Source organism: Pseudomonas sp. TMW22089, from assembly GCF_022496645.1.
Classification (GTDB): domain Bacteria; phylum Pseudomonadota; class Gammaproteobacteria; order Pseudomonadales; family Pseudomonadaceae; genus Aquipseudomonas; species Aquipseudomonas paraversuta.
In genome coordinates, this window is sequence record NZ_SCFG01000002.1 from 100,620 (window position 1) to 124,368 (window position 23,749).

Consider the following 23,749-nt stretch of genomic DNA (forward strand, 5'->3'; position numbering starts at 1 on the left):
ATATGCCCTGCCCACACCGGCATCGCTGATTACTTTTTAGTCAATTTACTGCCCACAGGAATATGCAGGTAAGACATGACGCTCTCTGTCAGTTCTGTCGCCAGTTTGACCGCCTCCTTGTTCCGCGCCATGACCCCCGCCACCAGTCCTTCGATCAAGGCAAGTACTGCGATGCTGGAGCTGGTCAGCACCGGATGGTCGGCCGGGGCAAACAGCACATGCCGGGCAATGCTGCTCAGAGGCGAGGCAGGTGAGTCGGTAATGGCCAGCACCGTGGCACCGCGCTCGCTGGCGAAGCGGGAAAGTTGCAGGGTGTCGATGGAATACCGCGGCAGAGAGATCGCCAGTAAAACATCCTGATCAGTAATCGCAGCCAGTCGATAGGCGGCGTTTTCGTTACCGCCTTCCATGCTGATAGCCGTGGCATCGGCACAAAACGGAATCAGGGTCGAGGCCGCCAGGCCCGCGAAATAGACACTGTTACCGAAGCCCAGGATGTAAATCTTGCGCGCCTTGACCAGGTGATTCACAAAGGCTTCAAAGGTGTCCGGATGATTGCTGGTCGCGGCCGTGGCCAGGTTGCTGCTGGCACTTTGAATTTGTTCATGCAGGCCAAACGCCCCGTCCGGACGATGGGCCAGTTCGTTACGCAGCTTGTCCACCGGAGACACCACTTGTTGCAGTGTTGCCACCAGCTCGGCCTTCATGCCGCTGTACCCGCCCAGATTCAGGGCTTTGGCCAGGCGATTGACCGCCGCTGGCGAGGTGCTGGTCTCGTGGGCCATTTCCTCAATCGTCAGGGTCGCGGCACGCAGCGGATGACGCAGGATAAAATCGGCGACCTTGCGCAATGAAGGCTGCAACTCGGGCACGATCTCTGCCAGCTTGCGCATGACCGCGGCGGCATAAATCGTGGTGTCTTTGGATGGGCTTGGCATATCCGGCTCAACATTCCCTGTGGATAAAAAAGGGGTGGCGCCCAAAGCCGGTCCGTGCAGTAGACACTGCGTCGACTTGTGACGCCCCGAAGTGTATCCGAAGCGGTCGCCGGCTATTTCAAACTGCCGCAAAGAAACTGCTGCAGGCGTTCAGACTGAGGATTGGCCAGCACCTTGCGCGGGTCGCCACGCTCTTCAACCACACCCTGATGAAGGAACACAAGCTGGTTGGAAACCTCACGGGCAAAGCCCATTTCGTGAGTGACCACCACCATGGTCCGCCCCTCCTGCGCCAGATCCTGCATCACTTTGAGCACGTCCCCCACCAACTCAGGATCCAGGGCCGAAGTCGGCTCGTCGAACAGCATCACTTCCGGCTCCATGGCCAGGGCCCGGGCAATCGCCACACGCTGCTGTTCACCGCCGGACATATGGGCCGGCCAGGCGCGCATGCGGTGCGCCACGCCGACCTTGTTCAAGTAATGCTCGGCCCTGTTCCGCGCTTCGCCCTTGCCCATGCCGAGCACGTGCACCGGGGCCTCCATGACGTTTTCCAGAGCATTCATGTGCGACCACAGATTGAAATGTTGAAACACCATCGACAGTCGCGACCGCATGCGCTGCAACTGTTTCGGATCTGCCGCCTCAAGCCCTCCCCGCCTGCTACTGATCAGTTTGAGCGGTTCGCCGTCGAGCACGATACTGCCGCCGCTGGGTTGCTCCAGCAGGTTGATGCACCGCAAGAACGTACTTTTCCCGGAACCACTGGAACCGATGATACTGGTCACATCCCCGGCCTTCGCCTGCAACGAAACGCCCTTGAGCACTTCATGGGAGCCGTAGCTTTTGTGCAAATCCTGAACTTCAAGTTTGTACATGACATCCACTCTCGGGATCAGTCGCTAAGCAAGCGACCTTGGCGAATAAGGGTATTGCCGGCAACTTTGGCCAGCCACAAACCGGGCTGGGCAAAGCGCAGGCGTTCACGGGCATAGAGGATGCCGTCGGTACTGGCACGCACCACACTGTGGCGATCAGTCAGCGGGTCCATCACTTCAAACAGCGGATCGCCCGCTTTGACCCGCGCCCCCAGCGGCTGGATAAAGCTCACAACCCCCGGATGCGGTGCATAGGCGTACTGGGCACCCGCAAACGGCATGGCCTCACAGCTGTGAACCGGGGCGTCCGGCCATGCACCGCTGATCAGCCCTTGCTCGGCGAGATAGCCGAGAATCGCCTCCGCACTCTCCACGCATGGCCCCGACTCGGTATCCGCCATGCCGCGCAGTTCAATGGTGGTGGCGATACAGCCCAGGGCAATCTCAGCCTCGGGAAAGCGCTCGGCCAGGTGCAACCAGGGCAGCGCACAGGCTTCATCAAACGCACTGCCCCCCGCATCCTCTGCCAACAGGGCCACCCCGGCGCGCAAACGCGCGGCCAGCGAGCGCAAGCGCGGCCAGTTTTGCGGCAAGGCGTACAGCAGCATGATCGACTCGAAATCACAGTGCAGATCCAGTACCACATCGGCGTCACAGGCATGGCGCAGCAACAGGCAACGCAAGCCATCGAGCTCCGAGGCCGGGGCTGGCTGCTCACTCAGCACATCGAGCATGGCCCGGCGGATGAGCAGTGTGTTGGCCTCGGCATCGCCACCCAACTGGCCGGCCACCCGCTCAGCCACGCCGTCTGCCAGCACTGGGAAGTCACGATTGAAATTCTTGCCGCTGGAAAACTCAAAGCGCCCCTGGTGGGTCGCCTGAAACATCTGGGCAATGCCGATGGGGTTGGCCATCGGCACCAGCTCGATCACCCCGTTCAACCGGCCTTGCCCCTCAAGCTCCAGCAGGCGACGCTTGAGCTCCACCGCAACGCGCATCCCCGGCAGCTCGTCCGCGTGCAGCGAGGCCTGGATGTAGGCCTTGCGCGTGCCCTGGCCAAAACGAAACAGGGACAGGTGGCGCTCAGTGCCCGAGGCGCTCCACGGCAACAGGTATTTAATGTGTTCCATAACACGCCCCTCAGTATTTGCGCGGTGCCAGATACGCCAGCCAGCGGCGCTCGGCCAGCTTGAACAGACGGGTCAAAATAAAGGTCAGCACCAGATAGAAAACCGCCGCGGTAATGAACGCTTCAAACGGCAGGTAATAACGTGCACTGACCGTACGGGCGGCCCCGGTGATATCGACGAGGGTGACAATCGACGCCAGGCTCGTGGTCTGCATCATCATCAGCACTTCGTTGCTGTACTGCGGCAACACCCGGCGCAGGGCCGAAGGCAGGAGAATCCGCCGATACAAAGTCACTCGCGACATGCCCATGGCTTTGGCCGCTTCGATCTCGCCATAGGGGATGGACTTCAGACTGCCCGCCAGCAGTTCCGCGCTGTAGGCACTGGTATTGATCGCAAACGCCATGCACGCACAAAAGGTGGCGCTGGACAGGTATGGCCAAAACACGCTCTGGCGCACGGCTTCAAACTGCGCCAGCCCGAAATAGATCAGAAACAGCTGCACCAGCATCGGCGTGCCACGAATGACATAGGTGTAGAGCCAGGCCGGAAAGTTGATCAAAGGCGATCGCGAGACTCGCATCAGCGCCAGCGGAATCGCCAGCACCAGGCCAAAGAACAGGGAAATCAGCAGTACCTTGAGGGTTATCAGCGCGCCACCGAAATACAGCGGCAGGTTTTCCCAGATCAGGTTGTAATCAAGAATCATGAGGTGCTCCCAATCACAACTCAGCGGCTTTTATGCCGACCGAGTAGTGTCGTCCCAGAAAGCGCAGCACCAGCAATGACACGCTGGTCAGCATCAGATACAGCCCCGCCACGGCGAGAAAAAACGTAAAGGGTTCATGGGTCGCATCTGCTGCGCTTTTGGCTTTGAACATCATGTCCTGCAAGCCAATGACCGAGATCAGCGCAGTGGACTTGGTCAGCACCAGCCAGTTATTGGTGAACCCCGGCAGTGCGAAACGGACCATCTGCGGTACCAGAATTCGCCAGAACACCTGGGCGCTGCCCATGCCATACGCCAGCCCCGCCTCGATCTGGCCTTTGGGGATGGCCATAAATGCACCGCGAAAGGTTTCCGAGAGATAGGCACCAAAGATGAAGCCCATGGTGCAGACCCCCGCGACAAAGGGGTTGATATCGATATAGTCCGTGGAGCCCAGGGCCATAGCGATGCGGTTCACCAGATCCTGACCGCCATAGAAAATCAGCAGAATCAGTACCAGATCCGGAATACCGCGAATCAGGGTGGTATAGACCTCTCCCAGCCGTGCCAGCCACTTGATCGGTGACAAGCGCAGCGTCGCGCCAATCAGTCCCAGGACAATGGCCAGGGCCATGGCGGTCAGAGCCAGATTTACGGTCAGCCAGGCACCCTCGAGAATGCTCGATCCGTAGCCGTGGAGCATGATGAAGTTCCTCAAGCGAGCGCCAAAAAACGCGCGAGACAAGCCCCGGCGACTCCCACCGGGGGAGCCGCATCAGGGATACGGGTTGACTTACCTTTGACCGTAGATGTCGTACGTGAAGTACTTGGTCATCACTTGTTCGTACTTGCCGTTGGCGCGGATTGCATCAATGGCGGCATTCAGGCGTTCGGCGTTGGCCGTGTCGCCTTTACGCACAGCGATGCCTGCGCCCCGGCCGAAGAAGGCAGGGTCGTTGATATCCGGTCCGACCAGGGCGTATCCCTGGCCCAGCGGGGTTTTGATAAAGCTTTCATCGGTGTAGATGATATCGGCGAGCGTGGCATCCAGACGGCCCGAGACCAGATCGAGGAAGGCTTCACTCTGGGTCGAGTAGCGCACCACCACGACCCCGGCCGTCTCAAGCTTTTGGGTGGCAAAGCGGTCATAGGTCGAAGAGCGCTGCACCCCGACACGTTTGCCCTTGAGATCCACCAGCGGATCGTTGATCACAGTGCCCGCCTTCATCGCGAACTTGCCGGGCGTGTGGTAGTACTTTTTGCTGAAATCGACGGACTTGAGCCGGTCTTCGGTAATCGACATGGAAGACAGCACCGCATCAACCTTGCGCACTTTGAGCGAAGGAATCATGCCGTCGAACTCCTGGACCACCCAGGTGCATTTGATTTTCATCTCCTCGCACAGCGCGTTGCCAATGTCGTAGTCAAAACCGCTGATCTCACCTTCAGGGGTTTTCATCGAAAACGGTGGGTAGGCCGCTTCGATACCAATACGCAGAGGCGCGTCATCGGCGCGGGCCACAAAGCTGAAAGCGCACAGGGCCAGTGCACCTAGAAGTACTGTCTTGTTCAAATTATTGACTCCTGAAGGGCGTTCGGGGGTGAAGAAACACTTGCCATCCAAGCTGGCGCGCAGGATCAGTCCGTCGACTGTGTGCGGCTATAGATGACACGTATTATTTCAGAAATCAACAAAGTGAAAATATTTATATCAAAAAGCGCCAGCCAACCCCTTCTCCACGGGCTCTGAGCTGCGGCTTAAAACTTCACCCCCACCGTGAGCGTCATAAAGTCCCGGTCGCTGACCGTGCTGTAACGCCCACCAAAGAAATTGGTGTATGAAAGGCTGCTGGTGTAGGTGTTCTGGTACTCGGCATCAATGCCCATGCTCACTGCCTTGCGCCCTTCAGCAAAGGTATTGTCGGGGCCCGGCGAATAGCCGCTGACATCGTGGGACCAGGCCAGATTCGGCTTCAGGTTGAGGCTGTTAAACACGTTGTTGTAGGCCCATACGGCACGTGCGCGATAGCCCCATGAATTAGCCGTGGTGAAGCCGTCGTTGCCGTCGCTACCAAATACCGGATCACGCCCGTAGCGCAAACTGCCGCCGAGACCGGCCACGTGGCTCACGCCAACCTCACCGATCAAGGTCAGCCGGTCAGCTCCCATGGCATTGTCGAAGACATGGGTCAGAGAGGTCTGAAACTGAGTGATCTCCTTGCGCCGATAGCCCTGGGAATCGGCACCCGGAGTAACGCTCAGCGGCGATGCAGCGGCCAGTCCCGGCAACAGGGTCACATTGGCGTACAGCAGATCATTGCTGTTGAGCTGTACCGGCGCATTGGGCCGATAACTCAGTTCACCTTTCCATGCCGAGCCTGTGGACAAGGTGGTGGCGAAGCTCAGGCCGTACAGGCGGATATCCTCGGGATACTCGACGTAGTAACTGGAGTTACCGGCGACGATCATCGGCGCCAGAGCGCCTGCAGCCGAGGCCGAGTCGTAGGCCGACTGCGATGCTGCACGCCCGCTGAGGATCGGATCGCGGCTGTGGTAGTTCATGAAGTAGGCGCCGAAATCGGTGTCCAGCGGCTCGAACACGTAGTGCATGGCCACGCCGAACTGCCCGCTGTTGCGCGCATCGCGATCAGCACCACGACGCACCAGCACGCCCTCGCCGTTCACATCGACACCCGCCGACGTCAGGGCTGAAAGGTCCGCCACATTCAGTGCCGAACGTTTGCTCATCACTCGATAATTGCCGTCACAACCGTCGGCGGTTACGTCGGACTGGGAGAAAAATGTTCCGCAGTTATCGGTTTCTGACTGCTCCCAGTCCAGTTGATAAAAGGCTTGGGCCGAGAGGTTGTCGGTGAGGTTTTGCGAAATGTAGAACAGATTGACCGGCACCAGTCCGTCTTTGTATTCAGTGCCCGGTCGCCGATACGCCGCGACATCTGTCGGGTTGATGGCATTGATCCCGCCACCGATAAAGCTGCTCTCACCCCAGTTGACCACCTGTTTGCCCAGGCGCACGGCCCCGGGCTGATCGGCAATGGCGTAGTTGTGATAGGCGTAGGCATCCAGCCACTGGGCTCCGGCAGACTGGGCCGAGGCTTTGCGCCCACTGTCGCTGACTGGTTTGAAGGGACGACTGTCATCCTGCAGTTCAAAGTCGTACCAATACTTGCCCCGGACATACACACCGCTGTCGCCGTACTTGAGCTCCAGCCCGTGGATGCCGGTAAAAATCTTGGAGAAGGTTTCGCCGCGCTTGAAGTTGAGGCGGCCATCATCCGAGATTTGCGATTGCCCCTTGCCGCCGTTGTTGGCGCCGATCAGCTTGCGATCGGCCTTGGCCGTGGACCAGCTGGCGCCAATGGACAGTTCGGAATCGATCTGGCCTTCGATCTCGCCTATGTTAAAGCTCACGCCCCAGGCGGGCCCGGCGAGCGTCGAGACAAGGCTGACTGCCAGTGGCAGTTTGACCTGGCGCCAGAACCGGTTGACTGAGGACATCGATACTTCTCCGAGGGCACGCACAATGAGCCGCAAGGATGAAGGAAAACCAGAAATTGACAAGATCGCCGGTGGCGCAACGCCAAACCTGTGGCCAACTGGCTGGCTCGCGTTGCGGCCAAGCCAGCCCCTGCAGCGTTCCCGCTAGCCGGGGTGGGCCCATGGAGCGATACGAAAAATCAATTCATCTCAGTGAACGCAAGCTTCACACCCAGGGCGACCAGCACCGCGCCCATGGTGCGATCAAACCAGTGGCCCATGCGTGCAAAGCCGGTGCGCACGCGCTGATGGCTGAACAACATCGCAACCATGCAAAACCACAGCCCCGTCGCGACCGCCAGGTACACGCCATACCCGGCCTGAATGGACAGTGGCGTATGCGGATTGATGACCACGGTAAACAACGACAGGAAAAACAGCGTGGCTTTAGGGTTCAGGCCATTGGTTACAAAGCCCGAAGTGAAGGCTCCGCGCGCAGTGCGCTCGCCAACCGGCAAAGAAGCAGCCACGGCTGCCGGATCAGCAGGCCTGGCGCGCAATGCCTTGATCCCGATGTACAGCAGGTAGGCAGCTGCCAGCCATTTGAGGGCGTTAAACAACACAATCGACTGCGAGACAATGATCCCGATCCCCAGCAGCGAATAGCCGACATGGACGAAAATTGCCGTGCCCACACCGAAGGCGGTAAACATCCCGGCGCGACGGCCGTGAGTCACGCTTTCACGCACCACCACAGCAAAGTCGGGCCCGGGGCTGGCCACGGCCAGCAAGTGAATCAGGGCAACGGTCAAAAATTCTGTCCAGTACATGCACGGCTCCATTACAAATTGTTTCTTCTGTTAGGCTCGCCACATTACGCCTTCACTCGACAGCACAAAAGGTACAGTTGATGACGAACACTCAGCGCGCAGTATTCCTGGATCACACCTCACTGGATCTGGGCGACCTCGACCTTGCCCCTCTGCGCCAGTGTTTCAGCGAGTTGCAGCTGTGGTCGGACACCGACGCCGATAACCTGATCGAACGTCTGCAAGGCGCCAGCGTGGCCATCAGCAATAAAATCCAGCTCAATGCCCGAACCCTCGCGGCCTGCCCCGAGCTGAAGCTGATTCTGGTGGCGGCCACCGGCACCAATAACGTTGACCTTGAAGCCGCACGCGCACGCGGCATTACCGTCGCCAACTGCCAGGGCTACGGCACGCCCTCGGTGGCCCAGCACACTCTGGGGCTGTTGCTGGCACTGGCCACCCGCCTTGTCGACTACAACAAAGCCGTGACTGCGGGCCAGTGGCAACAGGCCAGGCAGTTCTGCTTGCTGGACTTCCCGATTGTCGAACTCGAAGGCAAGACCCTGGGCCTGTTCGGTCACGGTGAACTGGGCAGCGCCGTGGCCCGGCTGGCCGAAGCCTTTGGCATGCGCGTCTTGCTGGGCCAGATCCCCGGCCGTCCGGCCCGAGCCGACCGGCTGCCACTGGATGAGTTGCTGCCACAGGTCGACGCCCTGACCTTTCACTGCCCGCTCAATGAACACACTCGCAATTTTATCGGCGCCCGTGAACTGGCACTGCTCAAGCCGGGGGCCTTTGTGGTCAACACTGCCCGCGGCGGCATGATTGATGAACTGGCCCTGGCCAATGCGCTGCGCAGCGGCCATCTGGGCGGCGCGGCCACCGACGTACTGAGCGTCGAACCGCCGCGCGACGGCAACCCGCTGCTTGCCCATGACATCCCGCGCCTGATCATTACTCCGCACAGCGCCTGGGGCAGTCGTGAAGCGCGCCAGCGGATCGTCGGCCAACTGACGCAAAACGCCGAAGCATTCTTTAACGGTACAGCGCTGCGGGTCGTCAGTTGATAGACTGCGGCCCTTTTTGAGGAGCAGATTATGGATCCGCGCAGTGAAGTACTGCTTCGTCAGCCTGAATACTTTCAGGGCTCGTTGCTGTTGGTAGGATTACCGGCTGACGAATTGCTCGGCGAACTGCCAAATGCCCACGGCTGGTGCTGGCGCGCCGGCGACCAGGCCACCCTGGATGCGCGCTTTGAAGGACGGGTGCATTTCGGCATCGAGCTGCCTGAGCGCAGCTTCGACACCGCCGTGGTGTTTCTGCCCAAGTCCAAGGAACTGGCTGATTATCTGCTCAACGCCGTGGCGGCTCGCCTGCCCGGTGCGGACGTATTTCTGGTGGGCGAAAAGAAGGGCGGAATCGAAGGCGCATCCAAGCAACTGGTTCCGTTTGGCAAGCCGCGCAAGCTCGACAGCGCGCGTCATTGCCAGCTGTGGCAAGTCACTGTGGTCAACGCCCCGGCCGCACCGGTGCTCGCCGACCTCGCCCAGCATTACGAACTGCCGCTGGCCGAAGGCCCGTTGAAAGTCGTCAGCCTGCCGGGTGTGTTCAGCCATGGCCGCCTGGATCGGGGCAGCGCCCTGTTGCTGGAGCACCTGGACAAACTGCCCAGCGGCCACGTGCTGGACTTCGGCTGCGGTGCCGGGGTGCTGGGAGCCGCAGTCAAGCGCCGCTACCCGCATAACAACGTCACCCTGCTCGATGTCGATGCCTTTGCCACCGCCAGCAGTCGTCTGACCCTTGCCGCAAACGGTCTGGAAGCCGAGGTCATTACCGGCGATGGCATTGATGCGGCGCCCATGGGCCTGAACTCGATTTTGAGCAATCCGCCGTTTCACGTCGGGGTTCATACCGATTACCACGCCACAGAAAACTTGCTGCAAAAAGCAGTCAAACATCTGAAAACAGGTGGCGAACTTCGTCTTGTAGCCAATAGCTTCCTGCGCTACCAGCCGCTGATCGAAGAGCAGTTCGGCCACTGCACAGTCAAGGCGCAAGGTCAGGGTTTCCGGATTTACAGCGCCAAACGCCGCTGACAGAAAAGCGCAATAAGGGCTTGCCGGATCGGATTTGCCTAGGCAAAATCCGCTCCGTCCTAGGGGAGTAGTCTCCCACGAGCCTCGCGCTCGTCCGGCATGCGTCAACATACTTGGTCAACAGACCATGGTGCATGCGACCCAGGTGTCCGCACAGACGGACCGGGGTTTGACAAGACCTATGACACGAACACCTTACCCGGGGCGGGAAGGCTGTACGTGTCATAGCCGTGTCGACCCGCCCCTGGAAAACTACCTGATGATGCTCGATTCCTTACTCGTTCCTACAGCAATCGTTGCCTTGGCCGAAATCGGTGACAAGACGCAACTGCTCGCGCTGATTCTCGCCGCACGCTTTCGCAAACCCTGGCCGATCATCGCCGGCATCGTGGTGGCAACCCTCGCCAACCATGCGGCAGCCGGTGCCGTGGGCGCCTGGTTCAGCACCTTCTTCACCGATGTGATGTTGCACTGGGTGCTCGCCGCGAGCTTTGCCGCCACGGCCCTGTGGACTCTGGTCCCGGACAAGATGGACGACGACGAGGCCAGTACAGCCCGCAAATACGGCCCCTTCATCACCACGCTGATTACATTCTTCATCGCTGAAATGGGTGACAAGACCCAGGTTGCGACCGTGATGCTGGCGGCGCAATACCCGGATTTGTGGCTGGTGATTATCGGTACCACCCTGGGCATGCTGATTGCCAACGTGCCGGTGGTGCTGGCGGGTAACTTTGCGGCCGACAAACTGCCATTGACCCTGATTCGCCGACTGGCCGCGACCGCGTTCTTCGTGCTGGCCATAGTGGCGGTGTACAAGGCGATGGTGATCAGCGGCTGGCTGTAACGGCCACTGATCCCTGCAGGCGTTCTGCGATGCAGGCCAATGCAATCGCCGGCAAGCCAGGCTCCCACAAGGCGGTCTGAATTGTGGGAGCTGGCTTGCCGGCTATGGGAACACTGCGGTCTTAACCCTACTGGGTCTTCGGCGCTTGCTCATACAGCGGCATCACCTTGGGGATCGCCGCTTGCAATGCCGCAATCCGGCTGCTGGACGCCGGGTGGGTGCTCATGAATTCCGGCGGCGCATCTTGCGCTTGCGCGGCCATTTTCTGCCACAGGGTAATCGCTGCATTCGGGTTGTAACCCGCCCGGGCAGCCAGCTCAAGGCCGATCAGGTCGGCTTCGTTTTCGTTGCTGCGGCTGTTGGGCAGCGTCAGGCTGTAGTTGACCACGGTATCGGCCAGTTGCAGGCTGTCCTGGCCCAGGCCCAACAACGCACCCGCGCCCTGTTTGGCGATCTCGATGCCATAGGCTTTGGACATGGATTCACGCCCGTGCTCGCGCAAGGCGTGGGCAATTTCATGGCCCATGATGGCGGCGATTTCGTCGTCGCTGAGCTTGAGCTGATCAATGATCCCGCTATAGAAAATGATCTTGCCGCCCGGGCCACAGTTGGCGTTGAGCTCGTCGCTCTTGATCAGATTGACCTCCCAGTTCCATTGCGCGGCATCCGGACGAAAAAACGGCGCCCGGGCAACCAGGCGGTTGGCAATGGCTTGCAAACGCTTGGCGTTGGCGCTGGTTTTGTCCAGTGCGCCTTTGCTGCTGGCCTCGGTGACAGTCTGCTGGTACGACTGCGCATACATCTGATCCACTTGCTGACTCGACAGCATGCTGAACATGTACTGCTTGCGCTCAACCCCTACCGCGCCGCCACTGGTGGTGTTCACCGCCTGGCAACCTGCGAGCAATACCCCGGCGCCCACCGCGCACACTACCGCTAACTTACCCATCATGACTCTCCATAAACATGGCGCGCATCGTATCTCAACCCGGTGTCAGACACTCGGGCGCATTAAGTTTTGGATCATTGACCAGATTGGCCAGCGGCCGTTCGCGCAATGGCGTTTGCGGGCTGGCGAGCAATGCCTGAAGGTCCTGCAGCGGGGTTTCAGGGTCGAGCCAGGCCTGCTGCCCGGCCTCATCCAGAATCAGCGGTCGACGCTGACTGGCGGCGGCCTGAGTAATCACCGCAGTACTGAGCCACACATGCCCCTCGACCGGATAGGCCTCCCAGATGCCGGCAAAAAACAGCGAAGCGCCCTCACCCGGCGTCAGCCAGTAGGGTCTTTTACGCGTGGTCCCACGCCATTCGTAAAAACCGTTGGCCGGGATCAGGCAGCGGCGCTGGCGCAGGGCATCGCGAAACATCGGTTGCTCGGCCACGGTTTCGGCCCGGGCATGGGCCGGGGTGCGCGACAGGTCAGTCAGCCACGGCGGGGTCAGCCCCCAGCGTGCCCGCGCCAGTTCACGCTGGCCGGGTTCGGCACCGGCACGCAGGATCAATACCGAGTCATTGGGTGAAATGTTCCACTGGGCCTGCTGATCCGCCGGAAAACCGGGCAAGGCTGCAAATGCAGGGTTCCAGCGAAACAGGGCAAAACGTCCACACATGGGGCAGCACAACTCTTCTATATAGATGCAAAAAATATTCACTGATCAGCAGATCAGTACATCCGGGAAGCTTTCAGGCTCATCGCCCGCCACGGGTGACGCCGCATTGTACGCATCGATCAACTGGCGCGCGTATTGCGCCTGATCATCGGCCACCGTCAACCCCAGCAACCCGAGCGCCGGCAACTCGCCGGTCCCCCCGACCAGATCAGCCCCGTCCAGTCGGGCCTCTACCCCTTCACTGGCAAGCATGCCCAGCAATAGCTCGGCTTCCATCAGATTCTGGGGCTCGTAGATGCGGCGCATGGTGATCACTCGTTCTCGCTACGCACATCAAGCATCCACTCCTGACCGTCGGTTTGAAGATGGAACACAATCGGCCGGCAACACACGGGGCAATCTTCAACGTAGGTCTGATCGCCACCCGAGAGGTCGAGCACGGCTTCAGCCACCTCACCGCAATACGGGCAATCGTAGTGTTCAGTCTCAAGCATCGCGGTCTCCAGAGTGACTTGTGCGTATAATCGCCGTCTATTTGCAGGGCTATTATTTTTGTCCTGCCCTGTGTACTAACCCTAGCCGTTTCCAACAAGAGAGCATGATGGGCGAATTCGATACCATCCGACCTTACGACGACGCAGAAGTCCCAGCAGTGCTGGCCCGGCTGCTCGGCGACAAGGCGTTTCTAGATATCCTGACCCACTTTCGCTTTCCGCGCCTGGCCGGCGCTTTCGGCTGGTTGTTAAAACCCCTTATAGCGCATCGTCTGCGTAAAGAGTTCGCCAGCGTTACTTCTGTCGCCACCTTACAGGACAAGGTCGAAGTCTATGTCGACCGCACCATCGAAAACGCAACCGACGGTGTGACCTACACCGGCGTCGAGCAGTTGAAGGCCGGCAATGCCTATCTGTTTCTGGCCAACCACCGCGATATCGTGATGGACCCGGCCTTCGTCAACTACGCGGTTTATCACGCTGGCCTGCCAACACCGCGGATCGCCATTGGCGACAACCTGCTGCAAAAACCCTTTGTCAGCGATCTGATGCGCCTCAACAAGAGCTTCATCGTGCATCGCTCGATCACCGGCCGCCGTGAAAAGCTGGCGGCGTATCAGTTGCTGTCGGCCTATATCAACCATTCGATTCGCAACGACTGCCAGTCGATCTGGATTGCACAGGCTGAAGGCCGCGCCAAGGACGGTGATGACCGTACTGATTCGGCGATTCTGAAAATGTTCCATATGAGCCGTAAAAACGAGCCGTTTGCCGAGGTTATTCAGTCACTGAACCTGACTCCGGTGTCCATCAGCTACGAATACGACCCCTGTGACCAGGCCAAGGCTCGCGAGCTGTACATACGCGCCACCACGGGCACTTACAGCAAGGCTGCGGGCGAAGACGACACCAGCATTGCCAACGGCATTACCGGCTACAAGGGCCGTGTGCACGTTAACTTTTCGACACCTGTCAGCGAGCCATTCGAGGACAGCAAATTGCTGGCCAGCGAAATGGACCGGCACATTCTGAGCGGCTATCGCCTGTTCCCGGCGCACTACCTGGCGTACGCACAATGGAGTGATGCCGACCCGCAACTGCAGGTTCCACTGGCTGCGCAAGTATTCCCTGCCGAAGAACTGGCCAAGGCCCAGGAAGAATGGCAACGCCGCATGGACGCCTGCCCTGTTGAACACCGGCCGTATCTGGTGTTGCAGTATGCGATGCCGGTACGTAACCAGTATCGGGTCAAGGCCGGCCTGCCTCTGTAACCCCTTCTCTGCTGCAGGCGCGGTCTCGCGAGATTTCAAGAGCTCGCGCCTGCAGGCACAGGGTAATTTCAGCTGTCACCGTATCGTCATGTAGAGAGGTCACTCTATGGCCCCTCGACACCGACACGGAGCTTGTCATGCTGCACGCAGAAAACCAGGACCGCCTCTACCTCATCACTCCCAGCGATGAACAGCAGGCGTTGATCGAAGGTCTGGCATTCAACGTCCAGGATCACCATTGGCTGGTCTATTGCGCACTCAGCGGCCACACCCATGCCGACTTGCCCGAGCTGGACCTGCTGACCGGCGTCAGCCGGCTTGAACTGTATGCCGAAGCCGCCTGAAACCTTTGCCCATAAAAAAGCCCGAACTCACAGAGTCCGGGCTTTTTGTCTTACTGGCATTACTCGCCGAGCAAACGACCAATAGCCGGGTCTTTAAACACTCGGGTCAGGGCATCACTCAGTACGTCACTCACCAGTTTGGTGTTGGTTTCCTGGTTCGGTGCCATGCCAAAGCGCTGGTCCAGCGACGCGCCGTAACGGCCACTATAGGTACGGCCGCCGTTTTTCACATCAGAGCGAAAGGTTGCGCCGATGGTCGCTTCGGTCACGTACATGGTGTCCTTGGGCGACTGATATTTCAGTTCGGCCAGGGTCACGGTCAGGGTTGGCGCATTCATCGCATTGGACGTCGGCGTGTAGCCCAACAGACGCACAGCCGCTTCGGCCTGGGCTTGCAGCTTGGGGATCAGATCTGCGCTGCTGACGCTGATCGCGCTGGTCTCCGGATACATGCCGCCACGGGTGCCCAGAGTCGGCCCCGGACGACCGTCCACCACACGCACCACCACCGGTTGACCACGTCCCACTGGCGCCAGTTGCGCGGTCAGCTTGGGTTGCGGGCTGAGTTGTTGCGGGCTGTGGGCACAGCCGACCAGGGTCAAACTGGTCACAGTAATCAAACCGAACAACAGGCGTTGCAACATGCTCATCTCTCCAGGACTGGGTAAAACAGGTCGCCAGTATAGCGGTGCACTGCACTTGCTAACTAGCCGCTTGCTGTCACCCCCTTGTCATGACCGATACATGGGGCTGTCACCTCATGCCGGTAGTGTTTGCGTTACTGACTCCCGAGGTGCCCGCCCATGAACAGTCTATGGTCGCTGCTCAGCTTTACCCGCCCCCGTCGCTGCTTCGCCCGACTGGACAGCGCAGGCCGCTGCCAGGCATTCAAGCAATGCAAACAACCGCCCGTCGGCGATGCCTGGGTCGAAATCGAAGAAATCCGCCTCAACTGGTTACACCAGGTACTACCCTCCAGCGCCTGTATCCCCTCGCGTGCAACGCGTTCGGCGGTGCTACCGCTGTTAGGTCTTTGACTGGCGAACCAATAAAAGTCATTTAACAGGATCAATTGCCCGCGTTTCTTCGTTACAATCTCCCCCCGATTATAAGGACGTCTCCTGATCGGGCCTCGCAGCACCGCTAATGCGCTTGTATTAGCTCCCCGGCACCGCCCACAGAGAGTCGCCCACACAGATCATGTGAAGCTGGCGAGCTTGCTGTTCACTGCGCAAACCACCGCCTTTACTCGATCTGCCAGAACTGCCATTGGCCAGGCCACTGCTTTTTTCCCGTTATGCCGTTTGCGGCATGCCATTCACGGGTCAGGTACCAGGCTTGCGGCAGCCCTTTTTTGAGGTTCACGTCTTCAAAAGAGCGTGAAAAAAAAACGGGTTTCACAACTTCACAAGAGTGTGGCGAGCAAATGAAAAGTTTTGCGTCTGAACATGCACCATTAGCGTCTGAAACAGTCTCACCAAGCAGGACAGTCGCGGGCTACTGCGCACACGACTGAAAGCCTGTCCGCTTACGGATTTGGTTGCACAAACGGACGCTCTAGACCTTAAGTCGAATTGCCTCACGGGTACTGAAATGCGTTCATATGAACCCTGAAGGCCCTGGTCTGAGCGTGCGCTGAAGCTGCAAGAAATTGCGAATAATCGGACATGGCGATCCTGGCCATGAGTGACCCGGGGCCCTGACTCAAACATGCCCCGGGTGACCTGGCAGCTATGCCGTCAATTTGGTGCCGTAGATTTTGGAGACGCGTTAATGGCGCATAACGAAGCAGTCGACGTAGTACTGGTTGGAGCGGGCATCATGAGTGCCACCCTCGCCGTACTGCTCAAAGAGCTCGACCCCGGCCTCAAGCTGGAAGTTGTTGAGCAGATGGACTCGGGTGCCGCGGAAAGTTCCAACCCGTGGAACAACGCAGGCACCGGTCACGCTGGCCTTTGTGAATTGAACTACACGCCGCAGGCGGCAGATGGTTCGATCGATATCAAAAAGGCTGTGCATATCAATGCCCAGTTCGAGGTATCGAAGCAGTTTTGGGCCTATCTGGCGCAAAAAGGGACCTTCGGCTCCTGCAAATCCTTTATTAGCCCGGTGCCTCACCTGAGCTATGTCGAAGGCGAAAAAGGCGTGTCCTTCCTGAAAAAACGCTTTGAAGTGCTGAGCCGGCACCACGCGTTTTCAGACATGGAATACACCGAAGACAAAGGCAAAATGGCCGAATGGATGCCGTTGATGATGCAGGGCCGCCCTGCGGACCAGGCCATCTCGGCGACCCGCGTGATGCAGGGTACCGACGTCAACTTCGGGGCCCTGACCCAGCAACTGCTCAAACACCTGGGCAGCGCACCGGACACGCAGATCAAGTACAGCAAAAAGGTCACCGGCCTCAAGCGCAACGGCAGCGGCTGGACGGTGAGCATCAAGGACACCAATAGCGGCACTACCCGGCACATCGATGCCAAGTTCGTATTCCTGGGCGCTGGTGGCGCGGCATTGCCGTTGCTGCAGGCTTCAGGCATCGAAGAGAGCAAAGGCTACGGTGGCTTCCCGGTAAGTGGCCAGTGGTTGCGTTGCGATAACCCTGAAGTGGTCAAACTGCACCAGGCCAAGGTTTACAGCCAGGCGGCAGTGGGCTCGCCACCGATGTCAGTACCGCACCTGGACACCCGGGTGGTGGATGGCAAGAAATCGTTGCTGTTCGGACCCTATGCCGGCTTCACCACCAAGTTCCTCAAACACGGTTCATTCCTTGATCTGCCGATGTCGATTCGTCCGGGCAACATCGGGCCAATGCTCGCTGTGGCACGGGACAACATGGACCTGACCAAATACCTGGTCAGCGAAGTGCGTCAGTCGATGGAGCAACGCCTGGACTCCCTGCGTCGCTTCTACCCGCAGGCCAAAGCCGAAGACTGGCGTCTTGAAGTGGCCGGACAACGGGTACAGATCATCAAGAAAGACCCGAAAAAAGGTGGCGTGCTGCAGTTCGGCACCGAACTGGTTGCAGCAAGGGACGGCTCGCTGGCCGCTCTGCTGGGCGCGTCTCCGGGTGCTTCGGTAACTGTCTCGATCATGCTCGACCTGATCGAACGTTGCTTCCCTCAAAAGGCTGCTGGCGAATGGGCGACCAAGCTCAAGGAAATTTTCCCGGCCCGGGAGAAGGTCCTCGAAACCGATGCTCAGCTGTACCGTGAAGTCAGCACCCGCAACTCCGAGTTGCTGGAACTGGTTGAACCGACCACCACCAGCATCGCGTAACCTCTGCGCCTGAAAAAAAGCCCGTCCCCTTTTGGGGGACGGGCTTTTTTGTTGCTTCGACAATGCTTGCACCCTGGTCGCCGCCTCGTACCTCGTCAGCGACTACATTGACCGCTCGTCTGGTTAACCGCGGGCGTTGTCGATGAGCTCGATGTAATCGGCAGCGTGGCGCTGATCCTTGATGATTTCGACGAACGTCTGGCCATGTTCATCCTTGCCATCCAGGTCATACCCGGCTTCCTTGAAGAAGGTCAGGAAACGCTCGAAATCGTCGATGCGCAGACCACGATAGGCTTTGATCAGTTTGTGCAGCGACGGCGAAGTGGCGTCCACGGGCTCGAAGTCCAGGAACAATTTGATCTGCTCATCGCCGATCTCGTCACCAATCAACTGTTTCTTATCTTTACGCATGTCCGACTCCAGCCTGCTGATACTTCACGGGGCCCGCAGTTTACCCAAGGCTCAACGCGCGCGCACGCTGCCGGTGTGCAAGTCGGCCCAAACATGGCCATTGGCATAGGTCAAAAACTGACAGTAGACCGTGTCGTTGCGCAGCAGATCCATCACCACCCGGTATTGGGACTGCGGATAGGAAAGGCTCAAGGTCCGGGTTTTGCTGTCAAACACAGGCTTTTTCAGGCTCTTGCTTTCGCCATCGAACGATATCAGCACCTGGCGCACGGTCGCCCCCTGACTCATCGGCTTGCCCTTCAATCGCACCGACAAGGGAGACGTTACGGGAATCGGCTGCTGATTGGACTGGCGCTGACTGCCCAGCACCACGGAATACGAGGTCACCAGCATCAACTGCTGTTGCTCGGGCTGTCCGGCCCGCAGCTGAAGATCATCGGCAGGCAAGAACTGCCCATGCAGGGGCGGTGTAGCGGCGGGTGCCGCCACCAGAGGCAGGCTGGCCAGCATCAGGCTCAGAGCAGCACAGCGAAGTAAAAGACTCATGTAGGGCTCCAGAACGCAGGGAGCCGCACTCTAGCATGCGGGCTGCGGGCATCGGGAGACCCTCGCAGCCTCCCGCCCGCCTCCCTAGCGGGCAATCAACTGCCCGTCCTGAATCCGCACATGCCGTGGATGGAAGCGCGTCAGACTACTGCGATGCCCCACACTGACAATGCTCAGCCCCGGCAACTGATCAATCAGGGCTTGATACAGCATGGCCTCATCTTCCTCATCCATCGCCGAGGTCGACTCGTCCATATACAGCCACTGCGGGCGATACAGCAGCACACGGGCAAAGGCCAGCCGCTGTTGCTCGCCCCCGGAAAGCAGGCGCTGCCAGTGGTTGGGCTCATCCAGCTTGGGAATCAGATGCTCCAGGCGACAGGTACGCAGCACTTGCTCATAACGTTCGGACGGATAGCTGTCGCCGGTCTGTGGATAACTCAATGCGTCACGCAAAGTGCCTATGGGCAAATAAGGTTTCTGCGGCAAAAACAGCCCGCGTTCCTCCGGCAGGCGAATCGCCCCGCCGCCTTGCGGCCAGAGGCCTCCCATTGCCCGCAGCAAGGTACTTTTACCGCTGCCGGAACGACCACTGAGCATCAATCGTTCCCCCGGCGCCACTTGCAGGCTGGCCTCATGCAACAAATGCCGGCCATCGGCCAGGTCCAGGCTCAGATCATCAATCTTCAAGGCATGGCCCCGGGTCTCGAGGTCAATCGCCGGCGGACGCTGTTCGTTGTCGGTCATGGCCTGCCGGAAACTCAGCAGACGGTCGCAGGTGGCGCGCCATGCGGCCAGGGTGACGTAGGCATCGATAAACCAGCTGAAGTTCTCTTGTACGTTGCCAAAGGCCGAGTTGATTTGCATCAGCTCGCCCAGCTCGATCTTGCCGGCGAAGTAGCGCGGTGCCGCAACGATAAACGGAAAGATAATGGCGATTTGCGAGTAGCCCGCGGTGAAGAACGTCAGGCGTTTTTGCACCTTCATCTGGGTCCAGAAATTTTTCCAGACCTTGTCGAAGCGGGTGCTGAGGCGCTCATGTTCATTGGGTTCGCCGTTGTACAGGGCAATACTTTCGGCGTTTTCACGTACCCGGACCATCGAAAAACGCAGGTCAGCTTCAAAGCGTTGTTGTTGGTTGTTCAGACCGATCAGACGTCGACCGATCAAGTGCGCCAGCCAGCTGCCGACAGCGGCATACAGCAACGCACACCAGAACATGTAACCGGGAATAGTGATGCCGAAGACTTCGATGCTGCCGGAAACGCCCCACAAAATAATCGAGAACGAAACCAGACTGACCACGGTGCGGATCAAGCCCAGACCCAGGGTCAGGGTGCTGTCGGTGAACGAGTTGAGGTCTTCACTGATACGTTGGTCAGGGTTGTCGGTGTAACCGCCCTGCTCCAGCTGGTAATAATTTTTGTGGGCGAGCCAGCGTGAAAAATGCTGCTCGGTCAGCCAGCGTCGCCAGCGGATAGTCAGCATCTGGGTCAGATACAGCCGGTACACCGCACCGACAATCCCCACCGCAGCGATGATCCCGAAGTAACCGATCAGGCTCCAGAACGCCTCGCCGTCCTTTTTCTCCAGCGCGTTATAGAAGTCCTTGTACCAGTGGTTGATCCACACCGAGATGCCCACGCTGACCAACGACAGGGCAATCACCGCGATCAACAACAGCCAGGCCTTGGCCCGCTCTTCACTGCGCCAGTAGGGTGTTATGAGGCCCCAGACCCGAGGTATGAAATCTCCACGCACAGCATCATTCACCACAGAAGCCTCAGCGTTCTGATTCATCGTTCAGCCTCGGTTGGAGTAAAGAGCACTCTGCAGGCCGGTCAGGACAACCGGCCTGTAACGCTATGACACGTTTCGATACAGATTAGGGGCTGCAGCCATTTTGTTGCAAGCCGCAACACCATGGCTACAGCTGCGGTTCAGCGTCGAACCGGACGCTTCTGCAATTTGCGCTGCAACGTGCGGCGGTGCATGCCCAGGGCGCGGGCCGTAGCAGAGATATTGCCTTCATGCTCACCCAGAACGCGCTGGATGTGTTCCCACTGCAAGCGGTCAACCGACATCGGATTGTCCGGCACCAGGGTTTCAAGGTCGGCATGCTGGGAGAGCAAGGCTGCCAGCACATCGTCAGCATCGGCCGGCTTGCACAGATAATTGCAGGCGCCGCGCTTGATCGCCTCGACAGCAGTGGCGATGCTCGAATAACCGGTGAGGATCACCACCCGCATTTCCGGGTCAAGTTCGAGCAGCTTGGGCAGCAATACCAACCCCGAGTCACCCTCCATTTTCAGATCCAGCGCAGCATAATCAGGCAGGTCCTGCTGTGCCAGGATCAGGCCTTCTTCAGCCGACCCTGCGGTGCTGACGCGAAATCCGCGGCGGCCCATGGCCCGTGCCATGACGCGGGTAAATGTGGCGTCGTCATCCACCAGCAGCAAATGTGGCAGCTCTTCGCCTTCGACCTGGATTTCTTCACTCATTTTCGTTTCCTCGGGCGACACGTGGCAGGCGCAGCTCGGTGAGCGTGCCGCCATCCTCGTGACTGTAGAGTTTTACCGAGCCGCCGGCGCGTGTCACGCTGGCTTTGCTCAAGAATAGGCCCAGGCCGAAACCTTTGCCCTTGGTGGTAAAAAAAGGTTTGCCGATTTGCTCGGCGATGGCCAACGGTACACCCGGACCGTGGTCGCGAATACTGATCGTCAAATCCACGGCATCCCAGTCCAGGCAAACCTCCAGCCCTTCAGGGCAGGCATCCGCTGCATTGTTCAACAAGTTGAGCAATGCCTGGGTCAGATCGGGGGGCGGTGCCATACGCGGAACCGGCGCGTGTCCCAGGCATTGAAAACGATAGGTCGCTTCCGGGCGCATCAAGTGCCAGCGATTCAAGGCTTCGTTCAGCCAGTCGGTAACATCCTGCTCTTCAATGGCCAGGCGGCGATTGGCTTCGGCGGCACGTACCAACTGCTGCAACGTCTCTTTGCATAATTTGACCTGGTCCTGCAGCACGCTCAGATCATCCTGCAGCTCCGGATCGAGGTGATCGCGGCGCATCTCTTTGATCAGCACGCTCATGGTCGACAAGGGCGTCCCCAACTCATGGGCCGCACCTGCCGCCTGGGTGGCGACCGCAAGCAATTGCTGGTCGCGCAAACCTTCTTCACGGCGCAGGGCGCGCAGTTCTTCCTGACGGCGCAGCTCATGGGCCATTTTCGTGGCAAAAAAAGTGATCACTGCCGCTGATAACGCAAAGCTCAGCCACATGCCGTAAATCTGCAGCTTTTCGCGGAAGAAGGCGCCCGCATCCAGCGGGTAGGACTGCATCATCAATAGGGTGTACAGGGCCAGGGCGATGCCGGAGAGCACCACGGAAAAACGCCAGGGCAGCGTCACTGCGGCAATGGTCAGGGGCACCAGATAGTACGAGACAAACGGATTGGTCGAGCCGCCCGAGAAATACAGCAATGCACTGTGGATAAACAGGTCGCACGCCAGTTGCAACGCGTACTCCAGCTCAGTCACCGGCCATGTGGTACGCAGCCGGATAGCGGTAAACGCACACAACAGCATGGAAAACCCGAGGGTCACACTCAGCTGGAACCAGGGCAGCGGCAGCAGATCGAATGCGTAGGCAATACCGACGGAACCTGCCTGCGCGGCCAGCACCAGAGTGCGGATAAGGGTAAGACGCCAGAGGTTTTGGCGTGTTTCTGACAATAACTGTACGGGGGCGAGCATGAGCTCTCCTGATGAGCGCTGCAGGCGAATCGCCGGGAGTATAACCAAGCAGGCGACCTGACAGACAGAAGTGCGGCAAACGGCCACAGTGTATTTGTCAGAAAACAGGCTAACAGCCCCTCAACCCGCAGGAGCGAGCTTGCTCGCGAGCCTGGATCCAGCAGCGAAGAACTCGCGAGCTAGCTCGCTCCTGCATACGGCTGGAAGATGTATTGAAAATGTAACTGGGCGAACTGATGGCCACTCTCTACAGTCTTAAGGATCTGACGCAGCTGGCACGACTGGACTGCGTTCCCCACCCCAGGAGCCTTTATGTCTACTTTCCAGCCCACCGCTGCCCTTTTGACCCTGAGCCTCGGCGCACTTGCCAGCTTGCCAGCCCTGGCTGAAGAGGTTCATTACAATCAGGTTTCCTTGCGTGCCGAAGCCAGTCAGGAAGTGCCGCGCGACTTGATGATCGTGACCCTGTACACCGAAGCCCAGAACACCGACTCGGCCAAGCTGGCCGCAGAAATCACCACCGCGATGAACAAGGCCATTGGCGAGGCCAAGCAAGTCAAGGCCGTGACCCTGCGCCAGGGCAATCGCAGCAGCTACCCCATCTATGACAACAAGACCCAGAAGATCACCGGCTGGCGCGAGCGCGCCGAGCTACGCCTGGAGAGTACAGATTTTGCCGTACTGTCCAAGCTCACCGGCGATCTGATGCAAACCCTGAAAATGGGCAACATGCAGTTCACCGTCGCCAACGCCACCCGCAAAACCAGTGAAGACGCATTGCTCAAGGATGCCGTCAACGCATTCAAGGCCCGTGCTCAACTGGCCACCGACGCACTGGGCGGCAAGGGTTACAAGATCGTCAACCTGAACCTCAACACCAACGGTTATCCGCAACCCTACATGCGCAGCGCGATGATGATGAAAGCCGCCGCACCGGCGATGGACTCCGCACCGACTCCCGATGTCGAAGCCGGCACCAGCGAAGTCAGCATGAGCGCCGATGGCGTGATTGAAGTCCAGATGCAATAAGTCCCCGACGCAACACCAAAAGCCCTTGCCGTGCTCACGCCGCAAGGGCTTTTGCGTTTTCAGGAGCCGCACCCGGAACATACGGATGAACAATCGGATAAATCCTA

The 23,749-nt window shown here is 59.1% G+C and carries 26 protein-coding genes and 1 riboswitch; of the genes, 8 read left to right on the forward strand and 18 right to left on the reverse strand.

Features of this window, described 5'->3' with window-relative positions:
* Positions 1 to 29 precede the first annotated feature (29 nt).
* The 8 genes from EQV90_RS02815 to EQV90_RS02850 form a co-directional block, all read right to left on the reverse strand.
* The gene (locus EQV90_RS02815) at positions 30 to 938 is read right to left on the reverse strand and encodes a MurR/RpiR family transcriptional regulator (protein WP_003443711.1); all 909 of its coding nucleotides are present in this window, start codon (positions 936 to 938) and stop codon (positions 30 to 32) included.
* A gap of 113 nt (positions 939 to 1,051) precedes the next feature.
* On the reverse strand, positions 1,052 to 1,816 hold the full coding sequence (locus tag EQV90_RS02820; protein ID WP_240877732.1) for an ABC transporter ATP-binding protein: 765 nt from the start codon (positions 1,814 to 1,816) through the stop codon (positions 1,052 to 1,054).
* Positions 1,817 to 1,833: 17 nt separating this feature from the next.
* Complete coding sequence (locus tag EQV90_RS02825) at positions 1,834 to 2,946, reverse strand: succinylglutamate desuccinylase/aspartoacylase family protein (protein ID WP_127196793.1); 1,113 nt, start codon at positions 2,944 to 2,946, stop codon at positions 1,834 to 1,836.
* A gap of 10 nt (positions 2,947 to 2,956) precedes the next feature.
* Positions 2,957 to 3,655, reverse strand: a complete 699-nt coding sequence (locus EQV90_RS02830) for an ABC transporter permease (RefSeq protein WP_003443719.1) — start codon at positions 3,653 to 3,655, stop codon at positions 2,957 to 2,959.
* 13 nt (positions 3,656 to 3,668) lie between these two features.
* Entirely contained in the window at positions 3,669 to 4,358 is a 690-nt protein-coding gene (locus tag EQV90_RS02835; protein WP_003443721.1) for an ABC transporter permease, read from the reverse strand.
* Positions 4,359 to 4,448: 90 nt separating this feature from the next.
* Positions 4,449 to 5,228, reverse strand: a complete 780-nt coding sequence (locus tag EQV90_RS02840) for an ABC transporter substrate-binding protein (protein WP_003443724.1) — start codon at positions 5,226 to 5,228, stop codon at positions 4,449 to 4,451.
* Positions 5,229 to 5,413: 185 nt separating this feature from the next.
* A complete protein-coding gene (locus EQV90_RS02845; RefSeq protein ID WP_003443726.1) occupies positions 5,414 to 7,174 on the reverse strand; it encodes a DUF1302 domain-containing protein in 1,761 nt (586 codons plus the stop codon).
* Positions 7,175 to 7,353: 179 nt separating this feature from the next.
* On the reverse strand, positions 7,354 to 7,983 hold the full coding sequence (locus tag EQV90_RS02850) for a LysE family transporter (RefSeq protein ID WP_003443728.1): 630 nt from the start codon (positions 7,981 to 7,983) through the stop codon (positions 7,354 to 7,356).
* Between the two features lie 80 nt (positions 7,984 to 8,063).
* Here EQV90_RS02850 and EQV90_RS02855 point away from each other — a divergent pair, with 80 nt between their 5' ends.
* From EQV90_RS02855 to EQV90_RS02865, 3 genes are all read left to right on the forward strand, one after another.
* Positions 8,064 to 9,029, forward strand: coding sequence for a 2-hydroxyacid dehydrogenase (locus tag EQV90_RS02855; RefSeq protein WP_003443731.1), 966 nt, complete (start codon positions 8,064 to 8,066; stop codon positions 9,027 to 9,029).
* A 30-nt stretch (positions 9,030 to 9,059) separates the two neighbouring features.
* On the forward strand, positions 9,060 to 10,058 hold the full coding sequence (locus tag EQV90_RS02860; RefSeq protein ID WP_240877733.1) for a class I SAM-dependent methyltransferase: 999 nt from the start codon (positions 9,060 to 9,062) through the stop codon (positions 10,056 to 10,058).
* A 50-nt stretch (positions 10,059 to 10,108) separates the two neighbouring features.
* Positions 10,109 to 10,228: riboswitch (yybP-ykoY riboswitch) on the forward strand.
* A gap of 92 nt (positions 10,229 to 10,320) precedes the next feature.
* Positions 10,321 to 10,905: a TMEM165/GDT1 family protein gene (locus EQV90_RS02865; protein WP_003443736.1), complete on the forward strand. Its 585-nt coding sequence runs from the start codon at positions 10,321 to 10,323 to the stop codon at positions 10,903 to 10,905.
* A gap of 127 nt (positions 10,906 to 11,032) precedes the next feature.
* Here EQV90_RS02865 and EQV90_RS02870 read toward each other — a convergent pair whose 3' ends face one another.
* From EQV90_RS02870 to EQV90_RS02885, 4 genes are read right to left on the reverse strand one after another with little or no spacing between them, the layout of a single operon-like run.
* On the reverse strand, positions 11,033 to 11,854 hold the full coding sequence (locus EQV90_RS02870; protein WP_127196807.1) for a M48 family metallopeptidase: 822 nt from the start codon (positions 11,852 to 11,854) through the stop codon (positions 11,033 to 11,035).
* A gap of 34 nt (positions 11,855 to 11,888) precedes the next feature.
* Positions 11,889 to 12,515 (reverse strand): SOS response-associated peptidase, encoded by a 627-nt coding sequence (locus EQV90_RS02875; protein WP_003443741.1) that lies wholly within the window; start codon positions 12,513 to 12,515, stop codon positions 11,889 to 11,891.
* 45 nt (positions 12,516 to 12,560) lie between these two features.
* The gene (locus EQV90_RS02880; protein ID WP_003443742.1) at positions 12,561 to 12,821 is read right to left on the reverse strand and encodes a DUF2007 domain-containing protein; all 261 of its coding nucleotides are present in this window, start codon (positions 12,819 to 12,821) and stop codon (positions 12,561 to 12,563) included.
* Positions 12,822 to 12,826: 5 nt separating this feature from the next.
* A complete protein-coding gene (locus tag EQV90_RS02885) occupies positions 12,827 to 13,009 on the reverse strand; it encodes a CPXCG motif-containing cysteine-rich protein (RefSeq protein WP_003443745.1) in 183 nt (60 codons plus the stop codon).
* 107 nt (positions 13,010 to 13,116) lie between these two features.
* Here EQV90_RS02885 and EQV90_RS02890 point away from each other — a divergent pair, with 107 nt between their 5' ends.
* Complete coding sequence (locus EQV90_RS02890; RefSeq protein WP_203009241.1) at positions 13,117 to 14,280, forward strand: 1-acyl-sn-glycerol-3-phosphate acyltransferase; 1,164 nt, start codon at positions 13,117 to 13,119, stop codon at positions 14,278 to 14,280.
* A gap of 137 nt (positions 14,281 to 14,417) precedes the next feature.
* A complete protein-coding gene (locus tag EQV90_RS02895; RefSeq protein WP_003443751.1) occupies positions 14,418 to 14,624 on the forward strand; it encodes a hypothetical protein in 207 nt (68 codons plus the stop codon).
* Between the two features lie 59 nt (positions 14,625 to 14,683).
* Here EQV90_RS02895 and EQV90_RS02900 read toward each other — a convergent pair whose 3' ends face one another.
* The gene (locus EQV90_RS02900) at positions 14,684 to 15,268 is read right to left on the reverse strand and encodes a YajG family lipoprotein (RefSeq protein WP_003443754.1); all 585 of its coding nucleotides are present in this window, start codon (positions 15,266 to 15,268) and stop codon (positions 14,684 to 14,686) included.
* 159 nt (positions 15,269 to 15,427) lie between these two features.
* Here EQV90_RS02900 and EQV90_RS02905 point away from each other — a divergent pair, with 159 nt between their 5' ends.
* Both EQV90_RS02905 and mqo read left to right on the forward strand, forming a co-directional pair.
* Positions 15,428 to 15,661 carry a hypothetical protein gene (locus EQV90_RS02905; protein WP_240877734.1) on the forward strand — a complete coding sequence of 78 codons (234 nt, stop codon included), beginning with the start codon at positions 15,428 to 15,430 and terminating at the stop codon, positions 15,659 to 15,661.
* Between the two features lie 736 nt (positions 15,662 to 16,397).
* Positions 16,398 to 17,900, forward strand: coding sequence for a malate dehydrogenase (quinone) (gene mqo, locus EQV90_RS02910; RefSeq protein WP_003443760.1), 1,503 nt, complete (start codon positions 16,398 to 16,400; stop codon positions 17,898 to 17,900).
* A 123-nt stretch (positions 17,901 to 18,023) separates the two neighbouring features.
* On the opposite strand, the gene EQV90_RS02915 is transcribed toward mqo, so the two are convergent.
* From EQV90_RS02915 to EQV90_RS02935, 5 genes are all read right to left on the reverse strand, one after another.
* The gene (locus EQV90_RS02915; protein ID WP_010655567.1) at positions 18,024 to 18,311 is read right to left on the reverse strand and encodes a PA4642 family protein; all 288 of its coding nucleotides are present in this window, start codon (positions 18,309 to 18,311) and stop codon (positions 18,024 to 18,026) included.
* A gap of 51 nt (positions 18,312 to 18,362) precedes the next feature.
* On the reverse strand, positions 18,363 to 18,857 hold the full coding sequence (locus EQV90_RS02920) for a hypothetical protein (RefSeq protein WP_003443766.1): 495 nt from the start codon (positions 18,855 to 18,857) through the stop codon (positions 18,363 to 18,365).
* 84 nt (positions 18,858 to 18,941) lie between these two features.
* Positions 18,942 to 20,657 carry an ABC transporter ATP-binding protein/permease gene (locus EQV90_RS02925; RefSeq protein ID WP_003443768.1) on the reverse strand — a complete coding sequence of 572 codons (1,716 nt, stop codon included), beginning with the start codon at positions 20,655 to 20,657 and terminating at the stop codon, positions 18,942 to 18,944.
* Between the two features lie 140 nt (positions 20,658 to 20,797).
* Complete coding sequence (locus EQV90_RS02930) at positions 20,798 to 21,358, reverse strand: response regulator transcription factor (RefSeq protein ID WP_003443770.1); 561 nt, start codon at positions 21,356 to 21,358, stop codon at positions 20,798 to 20,800.
* A complete protein-coding gene (locus tag EQV90_RS02935) occupies positions 21,351 to 22,613 on the reverse strand; it encodes an ATP-binding protein (RefSeq protein WP_003443771.1) in 1,263 nt (420 codons plus the stop codon). The genes EQV90_RS02930 and EQV90_RS02935 overlap by 8 nt, the downstream gene beginning before the upstream one ends.
* 312 nt (positions 22,614 to 22,925) lie before the next feature.
* On the opposite strand from EQV90_RS02935, the gene EQV90_RS02940 reads away from it, so the two are divergent.
* Complete coding sequence (locus tag EQV90_RS02940; RefSeq protein WP_003443772.1) at positions 22,926 to 23,642, forward strand: SIMPL domain-containing protein; 717 nt, start codon at positions 22,926 to 22,928, stop codon at positions 23,640 to 23,642.
* The last annotated feature ends 107 nt before the right edge of the window (positions 23,643 to 23,749 follow it).

Excerpts from the sequence above, each read along its gene's own strand:
- EQV90_RS02815 (WP_003443711.1), bottom strand. The coding sequence starts at position 938 with ATGCCAAGCCCATCCAAAGACACCACGATTTATGCCGCCGCGGTCATG.
- EQV90_RS02820 (WP_240877732.1), bottom strand. The coding sequence starts at position 1,816 with ATGTACAAACTTGAAGTTCAGGATTTGCACAAAAGCTACGGCTCCCAT.
- EQV90_RS02825 (WP_127196793.1), bottom strand. The coding sequence starts at position 2,946 with ATGGAACACATTAAATACCTGTTGCCGTGGAGCGCCTCGGGCACTGAG.
- EQV90_RS02830 (WP_003443719.1), bottom strand. The coding sequence starts at position 3,655 with ATGATTCTTGATTACAACCTGATCTGGGAAAACCTGCCGCTGTATTTC.
- EQV90_RS02835 (WP_003443721.1), bottom strand. The coding sequence starts at position 4,358 with ATGCTCCACGGCTACGGATCGAGCATTCTCGAGGGTGCCTGGCTGACC.
- EQV90_RS02845 (WP_003443726.1), bottom strand. The coding sequence starts at position 7,174 with ATGTCCTCAGTCAACCGGTTCTGGCGCCAGGTCAAACTGCCACTGGCA.
- EQV90_RS02850 (WP_003443728.1), bottom strand. The coding sequence starts at position 7,983 with ATGTACTGGACAGAATTTTTGACCGTTGCCCTGATTCACTTGCTGGCC.
- EQV90_RS02855 (WP_003443731.1), top strand. The coding sequence starts at position 8,064 with ATGACGAACACTCAGCGCGCAGTATTCCTGGATCACACCTCACTGGAT.
- EQV90_RS02860 (WP_240877733.1), top strand. The coding sequence starts at position 9,060 with ATGGATCCGCGCAGTGAAGTACTGCTTCGTCAGCCTGAATACTTTCAG.
- EQV90_RS02865 (WP_003443736.1), top strand. The coding sequence starts at position 10,321 with ATGCTCGATTCCTTACTCGTTCCTACAGCAATCGTTGCCTTGGCCGAA.
- EQV90_RS02870 (WP_127196807.1), bottom strand. The coding sequence starts at position 11,854 with ATGGGTAAGTTAGCGGTAGTGTGCGCGGTGGGCGCCGGGGTATTGCTC.
- EQV90_RS02875 (WP_003443741.1), bottom strand. The coding sequence starts at position 12,515 with ATGTGTGGACGTTTTGCCCTGTTTCGCTGGAACCCTGCATTTGCAGCC.
- EQV90_RS02880 (WP_003443742.1), bottom strand. The coding sequence starts at position 12,821 with ATGCGCCGCATCTACGAGCCCCAGAATCTGATGGAAGCCGAGCTATTG.
- EQV90_RS02885 (WP_003443745.1), bottom strand. The coding sequence starts at position 13,009 with ATGCTTGAGACTGAACACTACGATTGCCCGTATTGCGGTGAGGTGGCT.
- EQV90_RS02890 (WP_203009241.1), top strand. The coding sequence starts at position 13,117 with ATGGGCGAATTCGATACCATCCGACCTTACGACGACGCAGAAGTCCCA.
- EQV90_RS02895 (WP_003443751.1), top strand. The coding sequence starts at position 14,418 with ATGCTGCACGCAGAAAACCAGGACCGCCTCTACCTCATCACTCCCAGC.
- EQV90_RS02900 (WP_003443754.1), bottom strand. The coding sequence starts at position 15,268 with ATGTTGCAACGCCTGTTGTTCGGTTTGATTACTGTGACCAGTTTGACC.
- EQV90_RS02905 (WP_240877734.1), top strand. The coding sequence starts at position 15,428 with ATGAACAGTCTATGGTCGCTGCTCAGCTTTACCCGCCCCCGTCGCTGC.
- mqo (WP_003443760.1), top strand. The coding sequence starts at position 16,398 with ATGGCGCATAACGAAGCAGTCGACGTAGTACTGGTTGGAGCGGGCATC.
- EQV90_RS02915 (WP_010655567.1), bottom strand. The coding sequence starts at position 18,311 with ATGCGTAAAGATAAGAAACAGTTGATTGGTGACGAGATCGGCGATGAG.
- EQV90_RS02920 (WP_003443766.1), bottom strand. The coding sequence starts at position 18,857 with ATGAGTCTTTTACTTCGCTGTGCTGCTCTGAGCCTGATGCTGGCCAGC.
- EQV90_RS02925 (WP_003443768.1), bottom strand. The coding sequence starts at position 20,657 with ATGAATCAGAACGCTGAGGCTTCTGTGGTGAATGATGCTGTGCGTGGA.
- EQV90_RS02930 (WP_003443770.1), bottom strand. The coding sequence starts at position 21,358 with ATGAGTGAAGAAATCCAGGTCGAAGGCGAAGAGCTGCCACATTTGCTG.
- EQV90_RS02935 (WP_003443771.1), bottom strand. The coding sequence starts at position 22,613 with ATGCTCGCCCCCGTACAGTTATTGTCAGAAACACGCCAAAACCTCTGG.
- EQV90_RS02940 (WP_003443772.1), top strand. The coding sequence starts at position 22,926 with ATGTCTACTTTCCAGCCCACCGCTGCCCTTTTGACCCTGAGCCTCGGC.